The organism is Hyphomicrobium denitrificans 1NES1 (genome assembly GCF_000230975.2).
In the GTDB taxonomy this organism is placed as follows: Bacteria; Pseudomonadota; Alphaproteobacteria; order Rhizobiales; family Hyphomicrobiaceae; genus Hyphomicrobium_B; species Hyphomicrobium_B denitrificans_A.
In genome coordinates, this window is the sequence record NC_021172.1 from 3,368,782 (window position 1) to 3,389,929 (window position 21,148).

Sequence of the window (21,148 nt, forward strand, 5' to 3'; positions counted from 1 at the left end):
GGATTCCTTTTTTGTCTTGAGCAGCGTTTTAGCGTCTCACAGGCGGCGCGGCAATTCGCCAAATGCCACATAGCCGCAAGTCTAAGGTCGACGGGTTACACCAGCGCGCCCACAATCGCACGGCCCAGGCGATCGCCGCTCTCGAAAGCGTGCTCGGCCAAGCCGCCAAGGCACCAGTCGCCAGCAATGCCAGCCTTGTGTGCAGAGGAATAGAGATACGCTTCGCCAAGCGGCTGGTCGACAAAGCCCTGGCGCCAGAGGTGTGCAGTCATGTGCGCCGGCCTGACGGGCGGTAGGCGCAGAGCACGGCTGACCTCGTCCCAAAGCTCTTCCGCCACGGCCGTCGCATCGAGATCTTCCGCTTCCCGGCTCCAGGCCGACGTCGCATGAACGACGATCGTCTCCTCGTCCGGATTGCGTCGGGGCTTTGTGTTATTGCGTGCAACCCAACCGATGATGCCGGACACATTGGAAAACACATCCTGCTTGGGAAAAACTTGTTTATCAATGTGGACCATCACGGCCCAGCATGGTGCCATGCGAACGCGTGCAAGCGCGTCGGCGAATTCTTCGATATGTCCGAGAAGCGGGCGGGCCTCGGCTGCGGGCGTGGCGACGGCGACGGCATCGAACGGACCGGCGGATGTGTCGTCCGCGAACCAAGCGTGCCAGCCTTTGCCGAACCATTCCAGTGTGTGAACGCGGCGACCGGTGTCAATGCGCACGCGGTCCGTCAGCGGCCGGACCAGCGACGACATTCCGGGCGTGCCGACCATCCACGGTCCCGGGGTGGACAGGTTTGCGCTGCCGTCTTTTTGCGGTGTCCAGCGTTCAGCGTAGCCAAGGTCTTTAATCTCGCTCAGGAAATCGTTGAATTCCGGAGACTTTGCGCAGACGTACTGAGCGCCATGATCGAAGGCATCGGAACCGACACGGATCGTTGCAATGCGGCCGCCGATTGCTGCGTCCTGTTCGAAGACTTCGACGTCGAGCCCTGCCCGGCGCAGCGTGCGCGCACATGACAAACCTGCCAGCCCAGCGCCTATGATCGCGGTCTTTTTTGTCACTTTTGCTCCGCTCCCTAGATCGTCAGGCCGCGCCCGGCTGTTTGAGTATTCGCGCAACGATGGCTATCGGGGCAGTTTACAAGCAACTCCTAATCAAAGGTTAGCAGACGCCCCGCCCACTCAAGTCCGAGGAAAAAATGACGTGTTCCTGCACGGCAGTCACACGCTGATCAGCGCGGCAGGACGAGCCAGGTATCGAGATCGAGGACAACGCCCTCGGCATATTCGCCTGTTTCGGTCTTCAATGGCAGCGCCGCGCAATCCTGATTTTTGACGCCGATCATACGAACGCGAAGAGCGCCAATATCGCGACGCTCCGGAATCTCGGCCTTCTCGATGATCTCCGACCACGCATAGATCGTGTCGCCGGCAAACGTCGGCGCGACATGACGGCCGCCGTTGATCGCCGCCAGATGGAACGCGTTGCCAAGGCCATTATACGAGAGCGCACGGACGAGCGAGATGACGACGCCGCCGTAGACGATGCGCTTGCCAAACCGACCCTTCGATTCGGTGTGCTGATTGAAGTGAACTTTCGCCGTGTTCTGATAGAGGCGTGTTGCGGTCTGATGCTCGGCTTCCTCAAGCGTCATGCCGTCGACGTGGTCGATCTTCTCGCCTGCTTCATAATCGCTCCAGCGATGCGGCGAGCCCGAAAGCTCAAAGTCGTACTTCGCCACGTCGAGTGGAGGAATAGCACCTCCGATGTCCTTCGGATCGACGCGGTCGGGTAGCTTCGGCACCACGGCTTCCGGAGCCGGAGATCCTTTCGTGCGCTTCCTGACCATCACCCAGCGGCAATATTCAAGCACGATCTGACCATCCTGATTGCGTCCGGTAGAGCGCACATAGACGGTGCCAGTTTCTCCGTTGGAATTTTCTTTTAGTCCGATGACTTCCGACGTCGAGGCGAGCGTGTCGCCAGGATAGACGGGTTTCAGGAACCGGCAGTCGGCATAGCCGAGGTTCGCGATGGCGTTGAGCGAGATATCGGGCGTCGTCTTTCCGAATACGACGTGGAACGTCAGAAGATCGTCGAGCGGAGCCTTCGGATAGCCGATCGCCTTGGCGAAGGTGTCGGCTGATTGGACCGCAAAGCGCGAGCCGTAGAGCGCGGTATAGAGCGCGACATCGCCATCGGTCACTGTGCGCGGGGTGGCGTGGTGGATGATCTGGCCGAAGCGAAAATCCTCGAAGAAATTGCCTGCGTTGGTTTTCGTGTCCGCCATCATCGTCGCCTTCGCTGTCGCTGGTTGTCGCGGCTCTTTTTCCGGATGTGGAGAGCGGACCGCAACCCTTTTCAGGACTTCAAGACGCGATCAAGGGCCGCAGATACCTTGGATTTGCGCCCTACTCAGAACCATGGCTCTTCGATGCGAGAGCGCGCGACGATGGCATCCGCGATGGCGGCAACTCTTTTCGCCATGACGAGATGCAAGCGTTCCACCATCTTGCCCTCGACGGTTATGACGCCTTTCCTGACGTTTTCTGGTTGTTCGAAGGCTTTGATGATCTTGTGCGCCCAGGTGACCTCATCATCACCCGGCGAAAAAATCTCATTACAGGGCATGATCTGCGAAGGATGAATCAGGGTTTTGCCGTCCATGCCGAGCGTACGGCCGTGCTCGCATTCGGCGCGGAAACCCAAATCATCCTTAAAATCGTTGTAGACGCCGTCAATGACGTCCAATCCGTAGGCCCGCGCCGCGACGAGCGTCATCGCCAGCCATGGTACGACGGCGAAGCGGTTGCTGCCGGCGCGGGCGCGGCTTTCCTTCAGCAGATCATTGGTACCGATCACAAAGCAAACAAGGCGATTGTCGGGGTCTCGACCGCAGGCTGCAATTTCGCGAGCGTTGATGATGCCCATCGGCGTTTCAATCATGGCCCACAGACGAATGTGCGGATCGGCATCGGCGGCCTTCACGACCTTCGCCGTCCCCGTAATGTCGCCCGACTGGGAAACCTTCGGAACGAGGATCGCATCGGGAACCGACGCGATGGCCGCGTGGAGATCGGCCATGCCCCATGGCGTCTCGATCGGGTTGACGCGTAAAATGACCTCGTGCGAGCCGAACTCGCCTGCACGGATGGCGGCTGTAGCGTGCTCGCGGGCCGATTCCTTGTTCGCCGGCGCGACCGAATCCTCAAGATCTAAGATGATCGAATCTGCAGGAAGCGTTTTCGCCTTTTCGATGGCGCGCTCGTTGTCTCCTGGAACATAGAGAACGCTGCGTCTTGGTCTCATCGCCATCGGCGTCGGCTCCGAAGCTGAGTGGATGGTGCGACGCACCATAACGCATTCGGCGCACAGGCACAGTTCAACTTTCGGGCCAGAGGAAATGATCGCGGCGCATATATAGCCGGCTGCACTGCGAGCAACCCATGTTAGAAGGCTTGGCGCCTGCAGCCGGCTTGGCAGGCCGATCTGCGATCTTCAAGTGCAATCAGGACCATGCGCCGAATTCTCGTTATTTCATCGCACGTCGCGCAAGATACGGTCGGGCTCGCCCCTACCATCGCCCCTCTGCAGCGCGCCGGGATCGAGGTCGTGGCGCTGCCGACCGTCGTTTTGTCCAATCATCCGGCGCGCGAGCATTGCGCAGGCGTCATCCTCGAACCGGCGGTGCTCGAAAAGATGATCGCCGCGATCGAGGCAAACGGCTGGCTCGGTACGTTCGATGCGGTGCTTTCGGGTTATTTGCCGTCCGTCGGGCATGCGACCTTGGTTGCGCGTATCGTCAAACGGATGCGCGAGATCAGTCCGCTGATCGTTTATGTCTGTGATCCTATTCTCGGCGATGATCCGGAGGGTCTTTATATCGATGCGGCAGCGGCGGCCGTCGTGCGCGATACGCTGGTTCCACTCGCCGACATCGTGACGCCCAACCGCTTCGAACTCGGTTGGCTGACGCGCGCAAATGTCCAGTCCATCGACGACACGACGCAGGCTGCGCTTGCCTTATCGTGCCCGATCGTTGCCGCGACTTCGATTCCATCGGGACCCGATGAACTCGCCAACGTTCTGGTCAACAGCGGCAATGTCCTTGTCAGCAAGGTCCAAAAACTCTCCGATGTGCCACACGGTACGGGCGATTTGTTCACCGGTTTCCTGACGGCGCGCTTGTTGCGCGGCGCTTCCGTGACGGACGCATGGACTCACGCGATTCAAGGAGTCAACTACGGCGTGGAGGCCAGCCGCGGTAGTGACCGTCTCATGCTGCCGCAGATCGACTGGGCATGGCTTTCGTCATGACGAAAGACGGAAAGGACGTCCAATGACGATTACGATCTATCATAATCCGGCTTGTGGCACATCGCGCAACACGCTGGCGATGATCCGCGAACACGGCGAAGAACCCCGTGTGATCGAATATCTGAAGACGCCGCCAACACGGAAAGAACTCGTTGAACTGATCAAAGCGATGGGCATCACGCCGCGCGACTTGCTTCGGCAAAAGGGAACGCCATACGAAGACCTCGGGCTTGCCGACTTGAGCCTCGACGACAAGACGATCATCGATGCGATGATGGCTCATCCGATTCTGATCAATCGTCCGATCGTCGTCACGCCGCTCGGAACGCGCCTGTGCCGTCCGTCAGAAACGGTTCTCGAAATCCTGCCTAAAGCACGCGCCCGTAAAACGTAGGTCGCGCGTCACGTATCGGTACATCAGCTTCAGACACGCGATACGGCGAGGCGGTTCAATCTTTTGCTTGCTCAAGCCACTCACGCTACCTACGTTTGTCGGATCGGGGAAATCAAAGGCCGCACATGAAGCCGGAAACGACCGCGACGGGCGTGAGTCGCGAAGCCGCCGCTGGACTGGCGCTTCTCGGCGCCGCGGTACTCGCACTCATCGCCGCCAATTCGGCGTTTAACGACGATTATGAAAGAGTGCTGGCACTGCCAGTCTCGATCGGCGTCACACCGTTCGTTTTGTCCAAGTCTCTGCTGCATTGGATCAACGACGCCCTGATGGTGGTCTTCTTTTTTGTCGTCGGGCTCGAGATCAAGCGCGAGATTCTGCGCGGTGCGTTGTCGAACCGAAGAGCTGCGTTGCTTCCGGTGATTGCTGCGTTGGGCGGCATGATCGCACCGTCGCTGATCTATGCCGCCATTAATTGGGACAATAGCGTTGCTCTCAAAGGCTGGGCTATACCGGCGGCAACAGACATTGCGTTTGTCGTGGGCGTTCTTGCCGTGCTCGGCTCGCGTGTGCCGCAGAGCCTCAAGGTTTTTCTGCTGGCGCTCGCTATCATCGACGATCTCGGCGCAATTCTCATCATAGCGTTTTTCTATACTGGTGATCTATCGTTCTCTGCGCTGGCGCTCGCCTTTGCCGGTGTCGCCGGCCTTGCCCTTCTCAACCACAGGAACGTGATGCGGGTCTGGGCCTACGTTCTCGTCGGCGCCTTCGTGTGGCTATGCGTCTTGAAATCGGGTGTCCACGCGACGCTGGCCGGTGTCGCGACGGCACTCGCGGTGCCATTGAGGAATGCCAAGGGCCAAGAAGGTCCGCTCGAAAACCTCGAACATCGCTTGGCGCCCTGGGTGAGCTTCCTCATTCTCCCGATTTTCGCATTTGCCAACGCCGGAATATCTTTCTCCGGAATATCCGTGAGAGATTTCACGTCCCCGATTTCGCTCGGCATTGCGCTTGGACTCATCATCGGCAAACCGCTCGGAATCTACGGCTTTGCCCGCGCAGCCATTCGGAGCGGCCTCGGAGCGCGACCGAATGGCGCGACGGAGATGCAGCTATTCGGCACAGCCATTCTTGGCGGTATCGGCTTCACGATGAGCCTTTTCATCGGCATGTTGGCATTCCCTGATCCGCAAACGAGCGGCCACGTCAAGCTCGGCGTGCTGACAGGCTCCTCGGTGTCGGCAATTCTCGGATATATCGTTCTGTTAAGAACCAACAACCGCTTGAGAAAAGGCGTGACGCTGCGTGACGGATCCTGAGCAGGAGAAAAAATATAATGAAGAGCTTTCCCGATTCGCTTGCCGATCGCTATCGCCGGTTCAAGTTCCGGCATTTCACGCCGAATGCTGCTCACTACGAAAGACTTGCAACGCAGGGGCAGGACCCCCAAACCATGGTCATTTCTTGCTCAGACAGCCGCGTCGATCCCGAGACGATCTTCAGCGCCATGCCGGGCGAGCTCTTCGTCCTGCGCAACATCGCCAATCTCGTTCCACCCTACGAAACCGGCGGCAACTATCACGGCGTCAGTTCGGCCATCGAATTTGCGATTCTAAACCTCAATCTTCACCATCTCATTGTCATCGGTCATTCCGGCTGCGGCGGCATCAAGGCGGCCTGGGATCAGAATGCTGCCGTTCAGACGGAAGCTCAGTTTATCTCGCGCTGGATGTCGATGCTGGACGAAGCGCGTCTTGCCGTCCTTCGGTCCAACCCGAATGCCTCGCCCGAGGCCAAGCAGCGCGCGCTTGAGCAAGAGGGCGTCATGCAGTCGCTGAAAAATCTACGGACGTTTCCGTTCGTGCGCGAGCGAGAAGAGAAAGGAACGCTGCAGCTCCACGGCGCACATTTCGATATCGCGTCAGGTATGCTCAGCGTTTACGACAACGAGACCAAGGTATTCCAACCGCTCTAAAGCGGTTTTTTTCTCATCGGATGGTCGACCGGTTCATTACGAGCCAGACGCCGTCGGGCCCGCGACCGTGCGGGCTTTTTCAATTGCCGGAAGCAATTTCTTTTTGAGCGAATCCTCGGATATCGGGCCGACGTGCTTGTAGACGATCTGGCCCTTGCCGTTCACAACAAACGTTTCAGGCGTCCCGTAGACGCCCCAGTCGATGGCGGCGCGGCCCTGCGCATCCGTACCGACGGCCGTGTACGGATTGCCGAAGCGGCCGATGAAACGGCGCGCCGCAGCGGCGCCGTCCTTATAGTTGATCCCGTAAATATCGACATCCGTCATGGTTTTCAGCTTTTCGAGAAACGGGTGCTCCTCGATGCACGGGACGCACCATGATGCCCAGTAGTTGACGACGGAAACTTTACCCTTGGCAAGATCGGCACTGGTAAAGCCGGCCTCGGGTTTGCCGTTCGTTGCTTCGAGTCCCTCGATGGGTGGAAAAACTCCTTTCGGGACCTCTTTGCCGACGAGCGTCGAAGGGAGAAGCGAAGGATCGCCTGAGCGCAGTGCCATCGCGAAGAATCCTGCGACAACTGCGAAAAAAAGCACCGGCAATAAGCGTAAGAGTTTCGATCGACCTTGGTTCACAGCATCACTCCACGGCACTCATCGAGCGCCGTCTGGCGCCGCGTTTTTCGAGCGCATCGATCGCGGCGGCTTGTTTTTTGCCATCGAAAATGAGCCAGGCGACAAGTCCCGCGACAACGAATGTTACGGCGGCATACGAAATCCAGATGAAGGCGGCGTGCGGTCCGAGGTCCATGAGCTTAGCTTGCAACCCCCGAGGCGGCGAGGCGGTCACGACCGGCAACGACTTGGGCACGCATGGCCTTCACGCGCCTGCGCATAATCTCGTTCCGCATGGCCTTCAAATGCATCGCGAAGAACAGCACCGTAAATCCCAGCGCCATCACGAGCAGCGGCCAGCGCATGCTTGGATCGACCGTCGCGGTAAAATCCGTCGAGGGTTGATGCAGCGTGTTCCACCAGTTGACCGAGAACTTGATGATCGGGAGGATCGTCACACCGACAAGTGCGAGTATCGCGGTCAGTTTTGCACCCGCGGATTCGTCTTCGAGCGCGGCTCTGAGCGCAATCAGACCGAGGTAGAGGAAGAAGAGGATCAGCACCGACGTCAGCCGCGCGTCCCAGACCCAATAGGTGCCCCACATGGGCTTGCCCCAGAGCGATCCCGTCAGCAAGGCCAAGAACGTAAACGCCGCGCCGAGTGGAGCAGCGGCTTTTGCCGAGACGTCGGCAAGGGGATGTCTGAATACGAGAAGCCCGAAGCTCGACATTGCAATCAGACCGTAGATCATCATCGAGAGCCACGCGCACGGCACGTGGATATACATGATGCGAACGGTCTCGCCCTGCTGATAGTCAGCAGGAGAATCGAAGAACGCGAGATAAATCCCAACCGCGATCAGGCCGGCCGCAATGCCCGATGCCCAAGGAAGAACACGCGCGGAAAGCCCCATGAAGCGCGTCGGATTGGCCAGTTGCTGCGTCAGCGTCTGCATGGACCGGGATGTAAGCCTTTCCCTGTTTCAGCGCAATCAACGACGTGGCCGCCGAGGCTTAAAAATCAGCAACATGGCTAGGATCGTGAAGCAGAAACATAGCAGCATCAAATGGCCGGGTAGGTTAGATTCTATCAGCGCCACCGCTACGTCGGCATACGCTCGAAAGAGCAAAAAATTCCACATCAGAAGCCTCCATCTAGCCCTCGGAAGCTCGCAGTCTACGAGCAGAAAAGAGCTGATAACCGGCGGCAGGAATGACGCCGAGATGGTTGTCGCGACCAATTTTTCCGATGTTTATTGAAGTTGTATACGAAGGGCCGCCGCCGCCGCGATAGGACCAAGAACCACCGCTGCCAGCGATATGGCCGTCAGGATCAGAAACGCCGCACCCATCCCGGCGGGTCCCATGACAGCGCCAACTGCCGATATGCCGAAAATCAGCGTCGGGATATAAAGCGGCAAAACGACGAGCGCCAACAACAGGCCGCCGCGCCGCGCCTTCACCGTTAATGCCGCGCCTATGGCTCCGAGAAAGCTCACGGCCGGCGTTCCGGCGAGCGTCGTTGCAACCAGGATCGGATAGGACCTGAGATCGAGGTTGAGCAAAATTCCGAGCACGGGTGCTAGGAGCGCCAGCGGAATGCCCGTCGTGATCCAGTGCGCCAATGCCTTCGCAGCCGCAACAAGCTCGAGGGGCAGCCGCCCCGTTGCGAGCACGTCGAGCGTGCCGTCCTCGTAGTCGGTTTCGAAAATGCGATTGAGCGACAGGAGTGCCGCCAGCAGAAGCGCAATCCACAATATGCCGGCTGCGATGCGCGCTAAGAGATTAAGGTCCGGTCCGAGGCCGAGCGGCATGAGCGACACGACGACAAGGAAGAATCCCAACGCCGTGCCTATGGCACCGCCTTCGCGGATGGCTAGTCTAAGGTCGCGGCGAACGAGCGCCCAGAAGCTTGTCACGCGGCCATCCTTCGGGAAATGATAGTCAAAGTCCGGACGCGCTCGAGCGCCAGCGGCAAATGCGTCGCAATAATCGCCAGGCCGCCAGCGCGTGTGTGGTCGTTGACGGCGGCAACGAGCCGGTCCGATGATGCAATATCGAGCGACACTGTCGGCTCGTCGAGAAGCCACACGGGGCGGACCGCTAGCAGAAGCCGCGCGAGACCCAGCCGCCGTCTTTGTCCCGCCGAGAGATAAGCCGCCGGAAACTCTGCGAGATCATCCAATCCGAAATGGCGAAGCGCGCGCTCGATGGACTCGGCATCCGCGACGCTGCCGCTCAAATATTCCGACCAGAAGGCGGCGTTCTCGAACACGGTCAGGCTCGATTTGACGGCATTGGCATGTCCGACGACATGCGCCTGCTCCGAAATCGTCAGCTCACTGTCGCCACCGTCGAGGTGAACCGAGCCGCTCGATGGCCGGATATAGCCTGCGACAGTTCTGAGCAGAGTCGTTTTTCCAGCGCCGTTGGCTCCCGACAGGACCAAGGCTTCACCCTCCGAGACGGCAAACGACAGGCCGTCGATAACGATGCGACCACCCCGTTCTATGATCAAATCTTCGGCGATGAGTTGCACAGGGACAGGATTCCAAGGCTGCGGGACAAGCAATAACTGTCGCATTTTGACTGCGACGCCATCGCCAAAACGTGAAGGGGTTCACTTTTGCGAAGGATTATATAAAAGGCACGTTGTATCCTTCGCTAGCGCAAAAGCGGGGATCGCGCGGCATCGCTGAAGATTCCGCGGGATGTCCTCGATCCGCCGGCACTCCGGCGGCGCAGCCCTTCGTCTTTCTCTTTCGGAGGCCTGACCTTGAGCGCACTCACACCCTCGTCCAACGACAGTTTCAATTGCCGCAAGACCCTCACTGTCGAGGGCAAACCCTACGTTTACTATTCGTTGCCCGATGCCGAGGCCAATGGCCTCAAGGGTATTTCCAAGCTCCCTTATTCGATGAAGGTTCTGCTTGAGAACCTGTTGCGCCACGAGGACGGGCGCACGGTGACGAAAGCCGACATCGCGGCGATGGCAGAATGGCTCGATAACAAGGGCAAAAAGGAAAAGGAAATCGGCTTCCGGCCGGCGCGCGTCCTGATGCAGGACTTCACCGGCGTTCCGGCGGTTGTCGATCTCGCCGCTATGCGCGACGGCATGACGAAGCTCGGCGGCGATCCGGCCAAGATCAATCCGCTGGTGCCGGTCGATCTCATCATCGACCATTCCGTGATCGTCGATGAATTCGGAACGCCGAAGGCGCTCGCCGACAACGTGGCGCTCGAATACGCGCGCAACGGCGAACGCTACAACTTCTTGAAGTGGGGCCAGGGCGCGTTTCACAATTTCCGCGTCGTGCCGCCAGGCACCGGCATCTGCCATCAGGTCAATCTCGAATACCTGGCGCAGACGGTCTGGACGAAGCAAATGTCCGACGGCTCGACGGTTGCCTATCCCGACACGCTCGTCGGCACGGACAGCCATACGACGATGGTCAACGGGCTTGCAGTGCTCGGCTGGGGCGTTGGCGGTATCGAAGCGGAAGCGGCGATGCTCGGTCAGGCGCAGTCGATGCTCATTCCGGAAGTCATCGGCTTCCGGCTGACCGGCAGGCTCAACGAAGGCGTGACGGCGACGGACTTGGTTCTGACCGTCACGCAGATGCTGCGCAAGAAGGGCGTCGTCGGCAAATTCGTCGAGTTCTACGGCCCCGGCCTTGACAGCATGACGCTCGCCGACCGCGCGACGATCGGCAACATGGCGCCGGAATACGGTGCGACGTGTGGCTTCTTCCCCGTCGACAAGGAGACGATCAACTATCTCACGATGTCGGGGCGCGACGCGCACCGCATTGCGCTTGTCGAAGCCTATTGCAAGGCGCAGGGACTTTTCCGCGAGTCCGGTGCGGCCGATCCCGTCTTTACCGACACGCTGGCACTCGATCTCGGCGCCGTCGTGCCGTCGATGGCCGGACCGAAACGGCCGGAGGGCCGCCTTGCACTCGGCGAAATCAAGAGCGGGTTCGAGACGGCGCTTGTATCGGAATACAAAAAACCCGACGAAGCTCAAAAGCGCGTTCCGGTCGAGGGGAAATCCTACGATATCGGGCATGGCGATGTCGTGATCGCCGCTATCACGAGCTGCACGAACACGTCGAATCCGAGTGTTTTGATTGCGGCCGGGCTTCTCGCTCGCAATGCCGTCGCGCGGGGACTGACGAGCAAGCCGTGGGTGAAAACTTCTCTCGCGCCTGGATCGCAGGTCGTCGCCGCGTATCTCGCCCAGTCGGGATTGCAGACTTATCTCGACAAGATCGGATTCAATCTCGTTGGCTTCGGCTGCACCACCTGCATCGGAAACTCCGGCCCGTTGGCGCCGGAGCTGTCGAAAGCCATCAACGATAATGGCATCGTCGCAGCGGCGGTTCTCTCGGGCAACCGGAACTTCGAGGGCCGTGTCAGCCCCGATGTGCAGGCGAACTATCTCGCGTCTCCTCCGCTCGTCGTCGCTCATGCCCTAGCGGGAACAGTGCTGAAGGATCTCACGAAAGAACCCATCGGAACGGGCAGCGACGGCAAGCCCGTCTATCTCAAAGAGATCTGGCCGACGACGCAGGAGATCCAGAAATTCATTGCCGAAAACATCACACGCGACATGTTTAAGGCACGCTATGCCGATGTCTTCAAGGGCGACAACAACTGGCAGTCGATCGCGATCAGCGGCGGCCTGACCTACGGCTGGAACGGGCAATCGACGTACGTTCAGAATCCACCCTACTTCCAGACCATCGGGCGCGAGGCGAAGCCGGTCGGCGACATTGTCGATGCGCGAATCCTCGGACTATTCGGCGACAAGATCACGACTGACCACATCTCGCCTGCCGGCTCGATCAAGACGTCGAGCCCGGCCGGGCGTTATTTGCTCGAGCACGGTGTGCAACCGATCGACTTCAATCAGTACGGCACGCGGCGCGGCAACCACGAAGTGATGATGCGCGGCACGTTCGCCAACATCCGCATCAAGAATGCGATGGTGAAGGATGCCAACGGCAACGTGAAGGAAGGCGGCCTGACAATCCACTATCCGTCCGGCAAGGAGATGGCGATCTACGACGCTGCGATGCTTTACGAGCAGGACGGCGTGCCGCTCGTCGTGTTTGCCGGAATTGAATACGGCAACGGTTCATCGCGCGACTGGGCGGCGAAAGGAACCAACCTTCTCGGCGTGCGCGCCGTCGTTGCGCAGTCGTTCGAGCGCATTCACCGCTCGAACCTCGTCGGCATGGGCGTGGCGCCGTTCACCTTCCAGGAAGGGACTTCCTGGCAGACGCTCGGCCTCAAGGGCGACGAGCGAGTGACGATCCGAGGACTTGCCAAGGTCAAGCCGCGCGAGGTCGTCAATCTGACGATCACGCGGGCCGACGGTACGTCAATCGAGGTGCCTGTGCTCTGCCGTATCGATACCCTCGACGAGATCGAATATTTCAAGAACGGCGGCATTCTGCACTACGTGCTGCGCAACCTGGCTGCGTAAGCATCCCCGCGCGCTTCTTTCCGTCCGGATAGCAAGGTAAGGGGTTTCACGCCCCTTACCCTTATCGACATTTTCACCTAACGGTTTACGTTGACGGGACGAAATCTCGCGTGCCTCACCCGTTCGTGACATGGTTTTCGCGCCTTTCACTTTTTGGAAGCAGGGCTAGAGGCTAAAAGAGATGACGGGGGTTAAGGCGTCACCTCATCTGGGCGAGCAGCAATGCGTTTTCGCAGTACCGTTCTGGCACTTCTGGCTCCGATAGCTGCCGCAACCGCCGCGCCGTCTGCCGCCCAGGAACCCTCCAGGGCAGGGCAGCCGGCCGTCATTCCGCGTGCCGTCGTCGAACTCTATACGAGCCAAGGGTGTTCATCGTGCCCGCCAGCGGATGCCGTGCTGAAAAAGCTTTCAGCCGATCCCTCGATCATCGCGCTTTCGCTTCCCGTCGATTATTGGAATTACCTGGGCTGGAAGGATACGTTCGGCTCATCCCGTAATAGTGACCGTCAGCGGAACTACGCTCGTGCCCGCGGCGATGGCTCTATTTACACGCCGCAGGCTATCGTCAACGGCGAAGCCCACGTCAACGGTGCATCGGTGGCCGAAATCAACCAGGCCATTGAAAGCACATCCACGAAAGCTGGACCGCAGCACATTCCCGTGCGGTTCTGGCAGGAGCGCAATACGCTCAATTTCGCATTGGGCGGAGAAGAGCCGGGGCACGCGCCGCGGGAAGCGACGATCTGGCTCGGTGTCGTGCAGACGTCGGGGACGGTCGATGTCAAACAGGGTGAGAACGAAGGAAAGCAGCTCACCTACACAAATATCGTGCGCGAGCTGACGCCCATCGGCATCTGGAAGGGGCAACCGCTCGAGATTCAGCTACCACGCGCCGCTCTGATGCAAGCCGAGGTTCAAAAGATCGTTGTGCTGCTGCAGGAGGACCGTAGCGGTCCAATCATCGGCGGAACGCTCGCCGGGCTGTGGTAGGGCTCTGACGCTTGTTTCCCCTCTCTCTACGTCATGGCCGCCCTCCGAGGCGGCCATCCAGAGCGGCACACTCAATCTTCGAAACAATCGGCTCTGGATGGCCGGGTCAGGCCCGGCCATGGAGTAGAATTTGAATGCGCGAAAAGTTAAGCTGCCAAGCCACGCTTTTTCAACAGCCCGTCGATCTTCGGAGGGCGGCCGCGGAATGCGACGTAGGCAGCGTGCGGATCGCGCCGGTTGCCGGCCGAATAAATGTACTCGTAGAGCTTCTTCGCTGTCGCGCGATGGAATACATCGCCCGCTTCTTCGAACGCCGCAAAGGCGTCGGCGTCCATCACTTCCGACCACAGATAGCTGTAATAGCCGGCGGCATAGCTCGACATGATATGCATGAAATGCGGGATGCGGTGCCGCATCACGATCTCGTCCGGCATGCCGATGTCCTTCAAGGTCTCGCGTTCGAAGCCTTCGACGTCGCCGATCGGATTTCCTTCGGCCGAATAGAGCGCCATATCGACGAGCGCCGACGAGGTGTATTCGACCGTCGCAAATCCCTGATTGAAATTCCGCGCAGCGAACAAACGATCGCGCAGCGCTTTCGGCATCGGCTTGCCGGTCTTATAGTGAAGCGCGTGTTTTTCGAGTACTTCCGACGTCGACAACCAGTGCTCGTAGAGCTGCGACGGCAGTTCGACAAAATCGCGCGATACCGCAGTCCCCGAGATCGACGGGTAAGTGACGTCGGACAGCAGCCCATGCAGGGCGTGGCCGAACTCATGAAACAACGTGCGTGCATCGTCGAATGACAGCAACGCCGGCTCGCCGTCAGCGCCCTTGGCGAAGTTCAGAACGTTGACGATGACGGGCGACTGGCCCTTGGCGAGCTTATGCTGCGAACGGAAGGCCGACATCCAGGCGCCTGAGCGTTTCGACGGCCGCGCAAAATAATCAGCCATGAAAATGCCGACGTGGGCGCCGGATTTGCTTAGGACTTCCCAGGTTCGGACTTCGGGATGATAGCGCGGCAGGTCGTTACGTTCCTTGAAGCGCAGGCCGAACAACCGCGTCGCACAATCGAACGCCGCGCGGATTATATTGTCGAGCTTCAAGTATGGCCGCAGCCTGGATTCGTCGAGATCGTATTTGGCTTTTCGTACCTTCTCGGCATAGTAGCGCCAATCCCAGGGCATGATCAGCGAATTATCCCCGCTCGCGCGGGCTTCGGCGAGAAGCGCGCCGTGTTCTTCGCTCGCGCGTTTAACGGCTTTGCGCCAGACTCCCTGCAGCAGATCGGCGACAGCAGCGGGTGTCTTGGCCATCGTGTCCTGCAGGCTGAACTCCGCGAAGGATTTAAAGCCCATCAGACGCGCATATTCGGCGCGCAAGGCGACGGCCTCGGCCACGATCTGGCGATTATCGGTATCGCCGTCATGGGCGCCGCGTTTGACCCAGGCTTCGAATGCCTGCTCGCGCAGGTCGCGGCGGCTTGAGAAGGTCAGGAACCCTTCAACGCTTGAGCGCGCAAGCGTGATAAGTCCCTTGCCCTTAATGCCCGCATCGGCAGCTGCACGCTCGGCGTTCTCCTTGAGCGTCGAAGGCAGCCCCGCGAGATCGTTTTCGTCTTCAAGAACCAGCTGCCAAGACTGCTCATCCTTCAGCACGTTCTGCATGAATTGGGTGACAAGCGTCGCGAGCCGTGCCTTGATTTCCTTGACGCGCGATTTTTCCGCAGACGACAGGCGCGCACCCGCGCGGACGAATTCCAGGTGATGGCGTTCGAGGACGCGACGATCTTCGTCGCTGAGCTTCAGCGATTCACGACGCTCGAAAAGATCATCGATCCTCTTGAAGAGGCGTTTGTCGAGCAGAATGCGCGTCTCATGAGCCGCAAAGCGCGGAGCCATGTCGCGCGCGACCTCCTGCAATTCCGGTGTTGAGTCGGAGCCCTCGAGGTTCCAGAAGACCGATGCGACGCTGGAGAGTTGCCATCCGCTCTTTTCGAGCGCCAGGATCGTATTCGCGAAAGTCGGTCTCGCCGGATTCGACGCGATCCTTTCGATCTCGGCATTATGCTGACGAAACGCTGCTTCCAACGCGGGCTTGAAGTGGCGAATCTCAATCTTATCGAAGGGCGGGAGGGCGAACGGGCTATTCCACTTTGCGATCAACGGGTTAACGGCGGACTTTGGCGGCGCCTTGGCCGCCGGTTTTCGTGCGTGAGCTATCATATTGTGAACGCTATCCAATTTCCCCCTCGACGTAACTGTATATAAGCACGGTTTTTTCCGTTGTCCCAAATAACGATCTGTAATGCGCAATAAAAAAGGGCCGGATCAGTCCGGCCCTTCAAAGGCAATTGGCAGATGGATCCGTCTTGGATGGGGAGCCAAGACGGGAGAGGGGTATCAGGAGGGTTGCCCAGAGACCTAGCTCCGAAACTTTGGCCCCGGGGGGCTGGGGGGCTGAGTGTCCAGAGCCGGTCGTTGAAGCAAGGCCTCGGGCAACGGTTATTTCTATCGCGTTCCAATACGGCGGATTATGGCCAGTTGGTCGTCGCGAATTTGTCGGGCGCGAGGTAATTCCGTGCCAAGGAGTCTCTACAATCCTACTCGGCAAGCTGGCCCTTGCTTTCGCCGTGTATTGGGGCGATCCTTCCACGAGTCAGCAACGGACGACTCGATTTGAACGAGACAACCGATCCGATAGTTTTCCGCCCGCGGCGCGCGGGCCAACACGCGACTCCCGATACACTCGGTCCGGAGTCCGGACGGCCGACTTCCTTCGACAGGCATGAGCTTACCGCCATCCTCGATCTCTATGGGCGCAAGGTCGCGTCCGGCGCGTGGCGAGACTACGCGATTGATCTGTTGCGCGATAAGGCCGTCTTTTCCGTCTACCGTCGAGCAAGCGAATATGCGCTCTACCGCATCGAAAAGGATCTGCGGCTGGCGCGCAAGCAGGGCGCCTACAGCGTCATCGCCGCGGGGGGCCTCATCATGAAGCGCGGGCACGATCTGAAGCGCGTGCTCAGCGTGCTCGAAGACAGACTGGATCTCGTGGCTCCATGACTATGTATGGCGGCGGGAGCGGAATATAAAAAAGGCCCCGGATTCCGGGGCCTTTCGCTTTTGGACATGTTGTCCGTTTAGCTATTGTTGCTGTTCATCAGACCCAGGATGTTCAGGATGTGAATGAACAGGGTGATGAACGAACCGTAGAGCATGAACGCACCGAAGATCGACGAGCGCTTCAACTGCTCTTCGCCGCCGTAGGAGGCACTCTCGATATACATCGACTTGATCGCCTGCGTCTCAAAGGCCGTCACGACCGAGAAGAGCAGAACGACGATCGACGAGATGACCAAGCTCACGGTCTTGCTCGTGCCCGGGTCGGTCACGAAGAAGAAGCTGACCAGCATCGCGATGATCAAGCCGATCGACGCCATCGACAGGAAACCGCTCCAGCCCGTCATGTCCTTTTTCGTCGTGTAGCCGATGAGGCTCGTCGCCGCAAACGTCGCTGCAGCGATGAAAAACGCCTGACCGATCAGGCCGGAGAGGCCGCGCGCGACGAACATTTCGATCATCGGCGAGATCAGGATGCCCCAGAGCGCGCAGTAGGCCCAGTAGGCGCCATGCGCCATGGCCGTGCTGCCTGAGAAGAACAGGCGAGGTGCAAACCAGCCCAGACCCAGCAACGCGGCGAAGATCACCCATTTCATCGGGCCCAGCGCGATGGCCTGCATCAGGGCCGGGTTGGCCATCAACAGCATCACGACGACAGCCGTTCCGGCCACGCCGAGCGCCATGTAGTTGTAGGTGCCGAGCATGAACGAGCGCAGCCCCTGGTCTAATGCGCCGGATGTTCTCGCGCCGCCGATTGGCCCAGTCGGTCGCGTAAAAACTTCAGCCATGGTCGTAAAATCCTCGTTTGAAGCGGCGCAAACCGCCGCACTTGCGCTAGATATGATCCCGGTATGCTGGCCTTTCAAGGCCTCCAAAACAACAGGTTAATTTTTACTCGGAGCGGAGATAAGGGACTGGTGGCGCCCTTAGAACGGCCCAGGTGCCGATACCTCCGAAGGCGGTGATCATCAGCGCGGCGATGGCCAGCGTCTCGAGAACGGCGTTTACCGAGAAAACGAAATCGATCTCCATGACACGGGTGACTGCGACCCAGGCAATCAGGCTCCCGAGCGCAATCGCAACCGACGCTGCGATGACCGCCAGCAGCGCATACTCGAAGGCGTGGGCTTTCAGGATCTGGCGCCGTCGGGCGCCGATCGTTTTTAAGATGACGGCTTCGAGGATGCGCCGCCGCTGCGCGGTCGCAAGGGCTCCCGCCAGCACCAGCGCGCCGGCCGCCAGAGTCACGCTGCCCGCAGCCTGGACGGCGACCATGACCTTCGCGACGATCTTGTTGAACTGATCGATGGCGTCGCGGACGCGGATCGCTGTGACCGAGGGATAGGCGCGCCCCAGGTCCCGGACCATTGCGGTTTCCACCGTGCGCGAGGTTGCAGAGGGAAGCCGCAGCGTTGCCAGCATGTTATGCGGTGCCGCCGACAGCGTGTTCGGTGAGAACACCATGATGAAGTTGAGCGCCAGGCTCTCCCAGTTGACCTCACGCAGATTGGCGATTTTGGCCTCGACGTTGCGGCCAAGGACGTTGACCGTCACACTGTCGCCGATCCCAAGCCCAAGCTTTTTGGCAATCTCACCTTCGAACGAAACAAGCGGCGGGCCCTGATAATCCTTGGGCCACCATGAGCCAGCCGTCAGCGCCGAGCCCTCGGGTATCGTGTCAGCGTAGCTCAGGCCGCGGTCGCCGTTCAAAACCCACTGGACGTCGGCCGGGACTTTGGCGTTTTCGACCGGCGTGCCCTTCAGCGAAACCAGCCGGCCTCTGAGCATCGGCGCGTCGATCAGCTTCGTGCCTGGAATGTCCCTAAGGATCTTAGCTTTCACCGCATCGAACTCATCAGGTGCGATGTCGAGCAGGAAATAATCCGGCGCCTGTTCCGGAAGCCGCTCATTGAGGTCCGCGACCAGAGCGGCGTTTGCCAGCGCGACGGCGACCAGCAGCGAAAGTCCCGTTCCAAGCGACAGGATGACAGATCGCGTCAGTCCGTCGGGCGCCGCGATGTTCCGCAGCGCCAGTGCCAGCTCAGGCGCCGAGGGTCGAGGGATGCGCTTCACAAGACGTGCGATAGCGCCGCCGAGCCATCCGAAGACGGCAAGCATGACGACAAGGCTGATTGCGATATAGACGGCGATGTTATGCGGTTCGGACGTCGCGACGGCAATGGCGAACAACAATGCGGTCAGCGCCGCCGTCGCGATAACGATTGATGTGCGTGGGCGACCACTGACGGCGTTGATCGAATCGCGAAAGAGCACGGCGGCGCGGACGTTCTCGACGCGGCCCAACGGCCAAAGCGCAAAGATGAGTGCCACGAGCAAGCCGTAGAGCGCCGCAATTCCGAGACTTCCCGGAGATACTTGAATGCCCGCATGGACCGGCAATAGGTCACCGTAAAAGCCTTCGACGAGCGGCGGCGCCGCGATGCCGAGCGCGAGCCCGATGGTGATGCCGATGGCGGCCATCAAGACGATCTGAACCAGGAAGATGCCGACGATCTGCGTACCGGATGCGCCGAGACTACGAAACGTCGCGACGACCTTGACGCGCTTGTCGATAAATGTCGCGACGGCGCTCGCAATGCCGACGCCACCGACAAGCAGCGATGCGAGTCCTATGAGGATCAGGAATTGGCGGAGCCGTTCCAGCGTGCGCGTGATTTGGGGCGAGGGATCATAGCGGTCGACACTGGTAAAGCCCGCCGTGGGCAGCTTTTGTTCGACGGATTTCCTGAGATTCGCGAGGGTTTCTCTATCCGACGGCGCATCGGGCGGGAGCTTGACGGCATAGCGCCAGCGAATGAGCGTCCCCGGTTTTACGAGCGCAGTTTTATCGAGCGTGGCCAACGAGACGAAAATCCGAGGACCGTAAGTCAGGCGATCCGCAACGGCATCGGGCTCGGCTTTCAAGACGCCGCGAACTTCGATTTCTGCCTGGCCGATGCGGAAGCGTTCGCCGACCTTCAGGCCAAGGCGTTCGAGAAGCATGGGATCGACGACGGCGCCGTTGTCAGTAATCGCATCGCGGAAGGATTTGCCGTCCTCGATCGTCGTTTCACCTGACAAGGGATAGGCAGCATCGACAGCCTTCAACTCTGCCAAGGCCTGATCCGAGCCGTCGAGGCGACGCGCCATCGTCCGCATCGTCGACGTCTCACTGACGCGCCCGAGGGTGCGGAAGAGTGCCCATTCCTCCGGAGACGCGCGGTTATGCATGCGCGCGAACGTTACGTCGCCACCAAGAATGGTTTCGCCCTGGCTCGCGAGCCCAGCACGCAAAGCATCGGCGAGCGCTCCGACAGCTGCAATCACCATCACGCCCAGCGCAAGACAGGCGATGAAGATGCGGAATCCTTTAAGCCCGCTGCGCAGCTCGCGTGCACCGAGCTTCAAAATCGTTTTCAGGCCTGACCAGCGGGATGGCGTCAGATTTGTGCGCGGTTCGAGGGCAAGCGTCACGGCGATACCGCACGAACTGCCGAGGATCCGATCGATTCGTCAGAGGCAACCGAACCATCGGACATGCGAATGATCCGGTCCGCCATACCGGCCAGATGATCGTCATGCGTGACGATCACGAGCGTTGCGTTGCGGCGCCGACGCAAACCGAAAAGGAGATCGATAATCTGGCGACCGGTGCGGCCGTCGAGATTGCCGGTCGGCTCGTCGGCAAAGATAATGCGCGGTTCGCGAACCAGAGCACGGGCAATGGCGACGCGCTGTTGCTCGCCGCCTGAAAGCTCAGCGGGATAGTGCTCGGTGCGCGCCGCGAGGCCGACTTCCTGTAAAAGCTCGCGCGCGTTTTTATAGGCGTCGCTCTCGCCTGCAAGCTCCATCGGCAAGGCGACGTTCTCAAGCGCGGTCATCGTCGGGACGAGGTGAAACGATTGGAAGATAATTCCCATCTCGGCCCCACGAAGCACGGCGAGGTCATCTTCAGACAATCGCGTCAGCTCGCGACCGGCGATTGCGACCGTGCCGCTACTCGCGCGTTCTAGGCCTGCCATCACCATCAGGAGCGAAGTTTTTCCGGAGCCCGACGGTCCTACGATCGCCGCAGGCTGACCGGCAGGAATGCCGATCGAGATGCCGCGCAGGATATGTACCGGGCCGGCTTTGCTCGTCAGAGTCAGATGCACATCGTCGAGCTGGATGATGGGTTCGTTCAAACTTTGGTTGCCTTGCTCGGTGCGGATGACGGATTTTGTCATTGCGCAGGACTT

The 21,148-nt window shown here is 59.7% G+C and carries 19 protein-coding genes; 7 read left to right on the forward strand and 12 right to left on the reverse strand.

Features of this window, described 5'->3' with window-relative positions:
• Window positions 1-95: 95 nt before the first annotated feature.
• From HYPDE_RS16105 to HYPDE_RS16115, 3 genes are all read right to left on the reverse strand, one after another.
• On the reverse strand, window positions 96-1,067 hold the full coding sequence (locus HYPDE_RS16105) for an NAD(P)/FAD-dependent oxidoreductase (RefSeq protein ID WP_015599591.1): 972 nt from the start codon (window positions 1,065-1,067) through the stop codon (window positions 96-98).
• Between the two features lie 170 nt (window positions 1,068-1,237).
• A complete protein-coding gene (locus HYPDE_RS16110) occupies window positions 1,238-2,296 on the reverse strand; it encodes a MaoC family dehydratase (protein WP_015599592.1) in 1,059 nt (352 codons plus the stop codon).
• A gap of 125 nt (window positions 2,297-2,421) precedes the next feature.
• On the reverse strand, window positions 2,422-3,363 hold the full coding sequence (locus HYPDE_RS16115) for an HpcH/HpaI aldolase/citrate lyase family protein (RefSeq protein ID WP_015599593.1): 942 nt from the start codon (window positions 3,361-3,363) through the stop codon (window positions 2,422-2,424).
• A gap of 159 nt (window positions 3,364-3,522) precedes the next feature.
• On the opposite strand from HYPDE_RS16115, the gene pdxY reads away from it, so the two are divergent.
• The 4 genes from pdxY (at window position 3,523) to HYPDE_RS16135 (ending at window position 6,692) form a co-directional block, all read left to right on the forward strand.
• The gene (gene pdxY, locus HYPDE_RS16120) at window positions 3,523-4,323 is read left to right on the forward strand and encodes a pyridoxal kinase (protein WP_015599594.1); all 801 of its coding nucleotides are present in this window, start codon (window positions 3,523-3,525) and stop codon (window positions 4,321-4,323) included.
• Between the two features lie 22 nt (window positions 4,324-4,345).
• The gene (gene arsC, locus HYPDE_RS16125) at window positions 4,346-4,717 is read left to right on the forward strand and encodes an arsenate reductase (glutaredoxin) (protein ID WP_015599595.1); all 372 of its coding nucleotides are present in this window, start codon (window positions 4,346-4,348) and stop codon (window positions 4,715-4,717) included.
• A 125-nt stretch (window positions 4,718-4,842) separates the two neighbouring features.
• Entirely contained in the window at window positions 4,843-6,036 is a 1,194-nt protein-coding gene (gene nhaA, locus HYPDE_RS16130; RefSeq protein ID WP_015599596.1) for a Na+/H+ antiporter NhaA, read from the forward strand.
• A 17-nt stretch (window positions 6,037-6,053) separates the two neighbouring features.
• A complete protein-coding gene (locus tag HYPDE_RS16135) occupies window positions 6,054-6,692 on the forward strand; it encodes a carbonic anhydrase (RefSeq protein WP_015599597.1) in 639 nt (212 codons plus the stop codon).
• 36 nt (window positions 6,693-6,728) lie between these two features.
• Here HYPDE_RS16135 and HYPDE_RS16140 read toward each other — a convergent pair whose 3' ends face one another.
• The 5 genes from HYPDE_RS16140 to ccmA all read right to left on the reverse strand — a co-directional run bounded on the left by HYPDE_RS16140 (window position 6,729) and on the right by ccmA (window position 9,843).
• Complete coding sequence (locus tag HYPDE_RS16140; protein WP_015599598.1) at window positions 6,729-7,292, reverse strand: DsbE family thiol:disulfide interchange protein; 564 nt, start codon at window positions 7,290-7,292, stop codon at window positions 6,729-6,731.
• Between the two features lie 37 nt (window positions 7,293-7,329).
• Window positions 7,330-7,500: a heme exporter protein CcmD gene (ccmD, locus tag HYPDE_RS16145; RefSeq protein ID WP_041320582.1), complete on the reverse strand. Its 171-nt coding sequence runs from the start codon at window positions 7,498-7,500 to the stop codon at window positions 7,330-7,332.
• 4 nt (window positions 7,501-7,504) lie between these two features.
• Complete coding sequence (locus HYPDE_RS16150; RefSeq protein WP_015599600.1) at window positions 7,505-8,260, reverse strand: heme ABC transporter permease; 756 nt, start codon at window positions 8,258-8,260, stop codon at window positions 7,505-7,507.
• A 297-nt stretch (window positions 8,261-8,557) separates the two neighbouring features.
• On the reverse strand, window positions 8,558-9,223 hold the full coding sequence (gene ccmB / locus HYPDE_RS16160) for a heme exporter protein CcmB (RefSeq protein WP_015599602.1): 666 nt from the start codon (window positions 9,221-9,223) through the stop codon (window positions 8,558-8,560).
• On the reverse strand, window positions 9,220-9,843 hold the full coding sequence (ccmA, locus tag HYPDE_RS16165; protein ID WP_015599603.1) for a heme ABC exporter ATP-binding protein CcmA: 624 nt from the start codon (window positions 9,841-9,843) through the stop codon (window positions 9,220-9,222). The genes ccmB and ccmA overlap by 4 nt, the downstream gene beginning before the upstream one ends.
• 237 nt (window positions 9,844-10,080) lie before the next feature.
• On the opposite strand from ccmA, the gene acnA reads away from it, so the two are divergent.
• Window positions 10,081-12,795: an aconitate hydratase AcnA gene (gene acnA / locus HYPDE_RS16170; protein ID WP_041320583.1), complete on the forward strand. Its 2,715-nt coding sequence runs from the start codon at window positions 10,081-10,083 to the stop codon at window positions 12,793-12,795.
• A 222-nt stretch (window positions 12,796-13,017) separates the two neighbouring features.
• Window positions 13,018-13,785 carry a DUF1223 domain-containing protein gene (locus HYPDE_RS16175; RefSeq protein ID WP_015599605.1) on the forward strand — a complete coding sequence of 256 codons (768 nt, stop codon included), beginning with the start codon at window positions 13,018-13,020 and terminating at the stop codon, window positions 13,783-13,785.
• Window positions 13,786-13,931: 146 nt separating this feature from the next.
• Here HYPDE_RS16175 and HYPDE_RS16180 read toward each other — a convergent pair whose 3' ends face one another.
• On the reverse strand, window positions 13,932-16,013 hold the full coding sequence (locus tag HYPDE_RS16180; protein WP_015599606.1) for a M3 family metallopeptidase: 2,082 nt from the start codon (window positions 16,011-16,013) through the stop codon (window positions 13,932-13,934).
• A 453-nt stretch (window positions 16,014-16,466) separates the two neighbouring features.
• Between HYPDE_RS16180 and HYPDE_RS16185 the strand changes: the two genes are divergently transcribed.
• Window positions 16,467-16,853, forward strand: a complete 387-nt coding sequence (locus HYPDE_RS16185) for a DUF2794 domain-containing protein (RefSeq protein WP_041320585.1) — start codon at window positions 16,467-16,469, stop codon at window positions 16,851-16,853.
• A 77-nt stretch (window positions 16,854-16,930) separates the two neighbouring features.
• Here the strand turns inward: HYPDE_RS16185 and HYPDE_RS16190 are convergent, their stop codons facing one another.
• The 3 genes from HYPDE_RS16190 to HYPDE_RS16200 all read right to left on the reverse strand — a co-directional run bounded on the left by HYPDE_RS16190 (window position 16,931) and on the right by HYPDE_RS16200 (window position 21,136).
• The gene (locus tag HYPDE_RS16190) at window positions 16,931-17,698 is read right to left on the reverse strand and encodes a Bax inhibitor-1/YccA family protein (RefSeq protein ID WP_051112018.1); all 768 of its coding nucleotides are present in this window, start codon (window positions 17,696-17,698) and stop codon (window positions 16,931-16,933) included.
• A gap of 103 nt (window positions 17,699-17,801) precedes the next feature.
• On the reverse strand, window positions 17,802-20,384 hold the full coding sequence (locus HYPDE_RS16195) for an ABC transporter permease (protein ID WP_015599609.1): 2,583 nt from the start codon (window positions 20,382-20,384) through the stop codon (window positions 17,802-17,804).
• On the reverse strand, window positions 20,381-21,136 hold the full coding sequence (locus tag HYPDE_RS16200; RefSeq protein ID WP_015599610.1) for an ABC transporter ATP-binding protein: 756 nt from the start codon (window positions 21,134-21,136) through the stop codon (window positions 20,381-20,383). Before HYPDE_RS16200 ends, HYPDE_RS16195 begins: the two co-directional genes overlap by 4 nt.
• Between the last annotated feature and the right edge of the window lie 12 nt (window positions 21,137-21,148).

Coding starts and splice junctions, on each gene's coding strand:
- HYPDE_RS16190 (WP_051112018.1), bottom strand. CDS start 17,698: ATGGCTGAAGTTTTTACGCGACCGACTGGGCCAATCGGCGGCGCGAGA.
- HYPDE_RS16115 (WP_015599593.1), bottom strand. CDS start 3,363: ATGGTGCGTCGCACCATCCACTCAGCTTCGGAGCCGACGCCGATGGCG.
- HYPDE_RS16200 (WP_015599610.1), bottom strand. CDS start 21,136: ATGACAAAATCCGTCATCCGCACCGAGCAAGGCAACCAAAGTTTGAAC.
- HYPDE_RS16150 (WP_015599600.1), bottom strand. CDS start 8,260: ATGCAGACGCTGACGCAGCAACTGGCCAATCCGACGCGCTTCATGGGG.
- nhaA (WP_015599596.1), top strand. CDS start 4,843: ATGAAGCCGGAAACGACCGCGACGGGCGTGAGTCGCGAAGCCGCCGCT.
- HYPDE_RS16110 (WP_015599592.1), bottom strand. CDS start 2,296: ATGGCGGACACGAAAACCAACGCAGGCAATTTCTTCGAGGATTTTCGC.
- pdxY (WP_015599594.1), top strand. CDS start 3,523: ATGCGCCGAATTCTCGTTATTTCATCGCACGTCGCGCAAGATACGGTC.
- HYPDE_RS16175 (WP_015599605.1), top strand. CDS start 13,018: ATGCGTTTTCGCAGTACCGTTCTGGCACTTCTGGCTCCGATAGCTGCC.
- arsC (WP_015599595.1), top strand. CDS start 4,346: ATGACGATTACGATCTATCATAATCCGGCTTGTGGCACATCGCGCAAC.
- HYPDE_RS16135 (WP_015599597.1), top strand. CDS start 6,054: ATGAAGAGCTTTCCCGATTCGCTTGCCGATCGCTATCGCCGGTTCAAG.
- HYPDE_RS16180 (WP_015599606.1), bottom strand. CDS start 16,013: ATGATAGCTCACGCACGAAAACCGGCGGCCAAGGCGCCGCCAAAGTCC.
- ccmD (WP_041320582.1), bottom strand. CDS start 7,500: ATGGACCTCGGACCGCACGCCGCCTTCATCTGGATTTCGTATGCCGCC.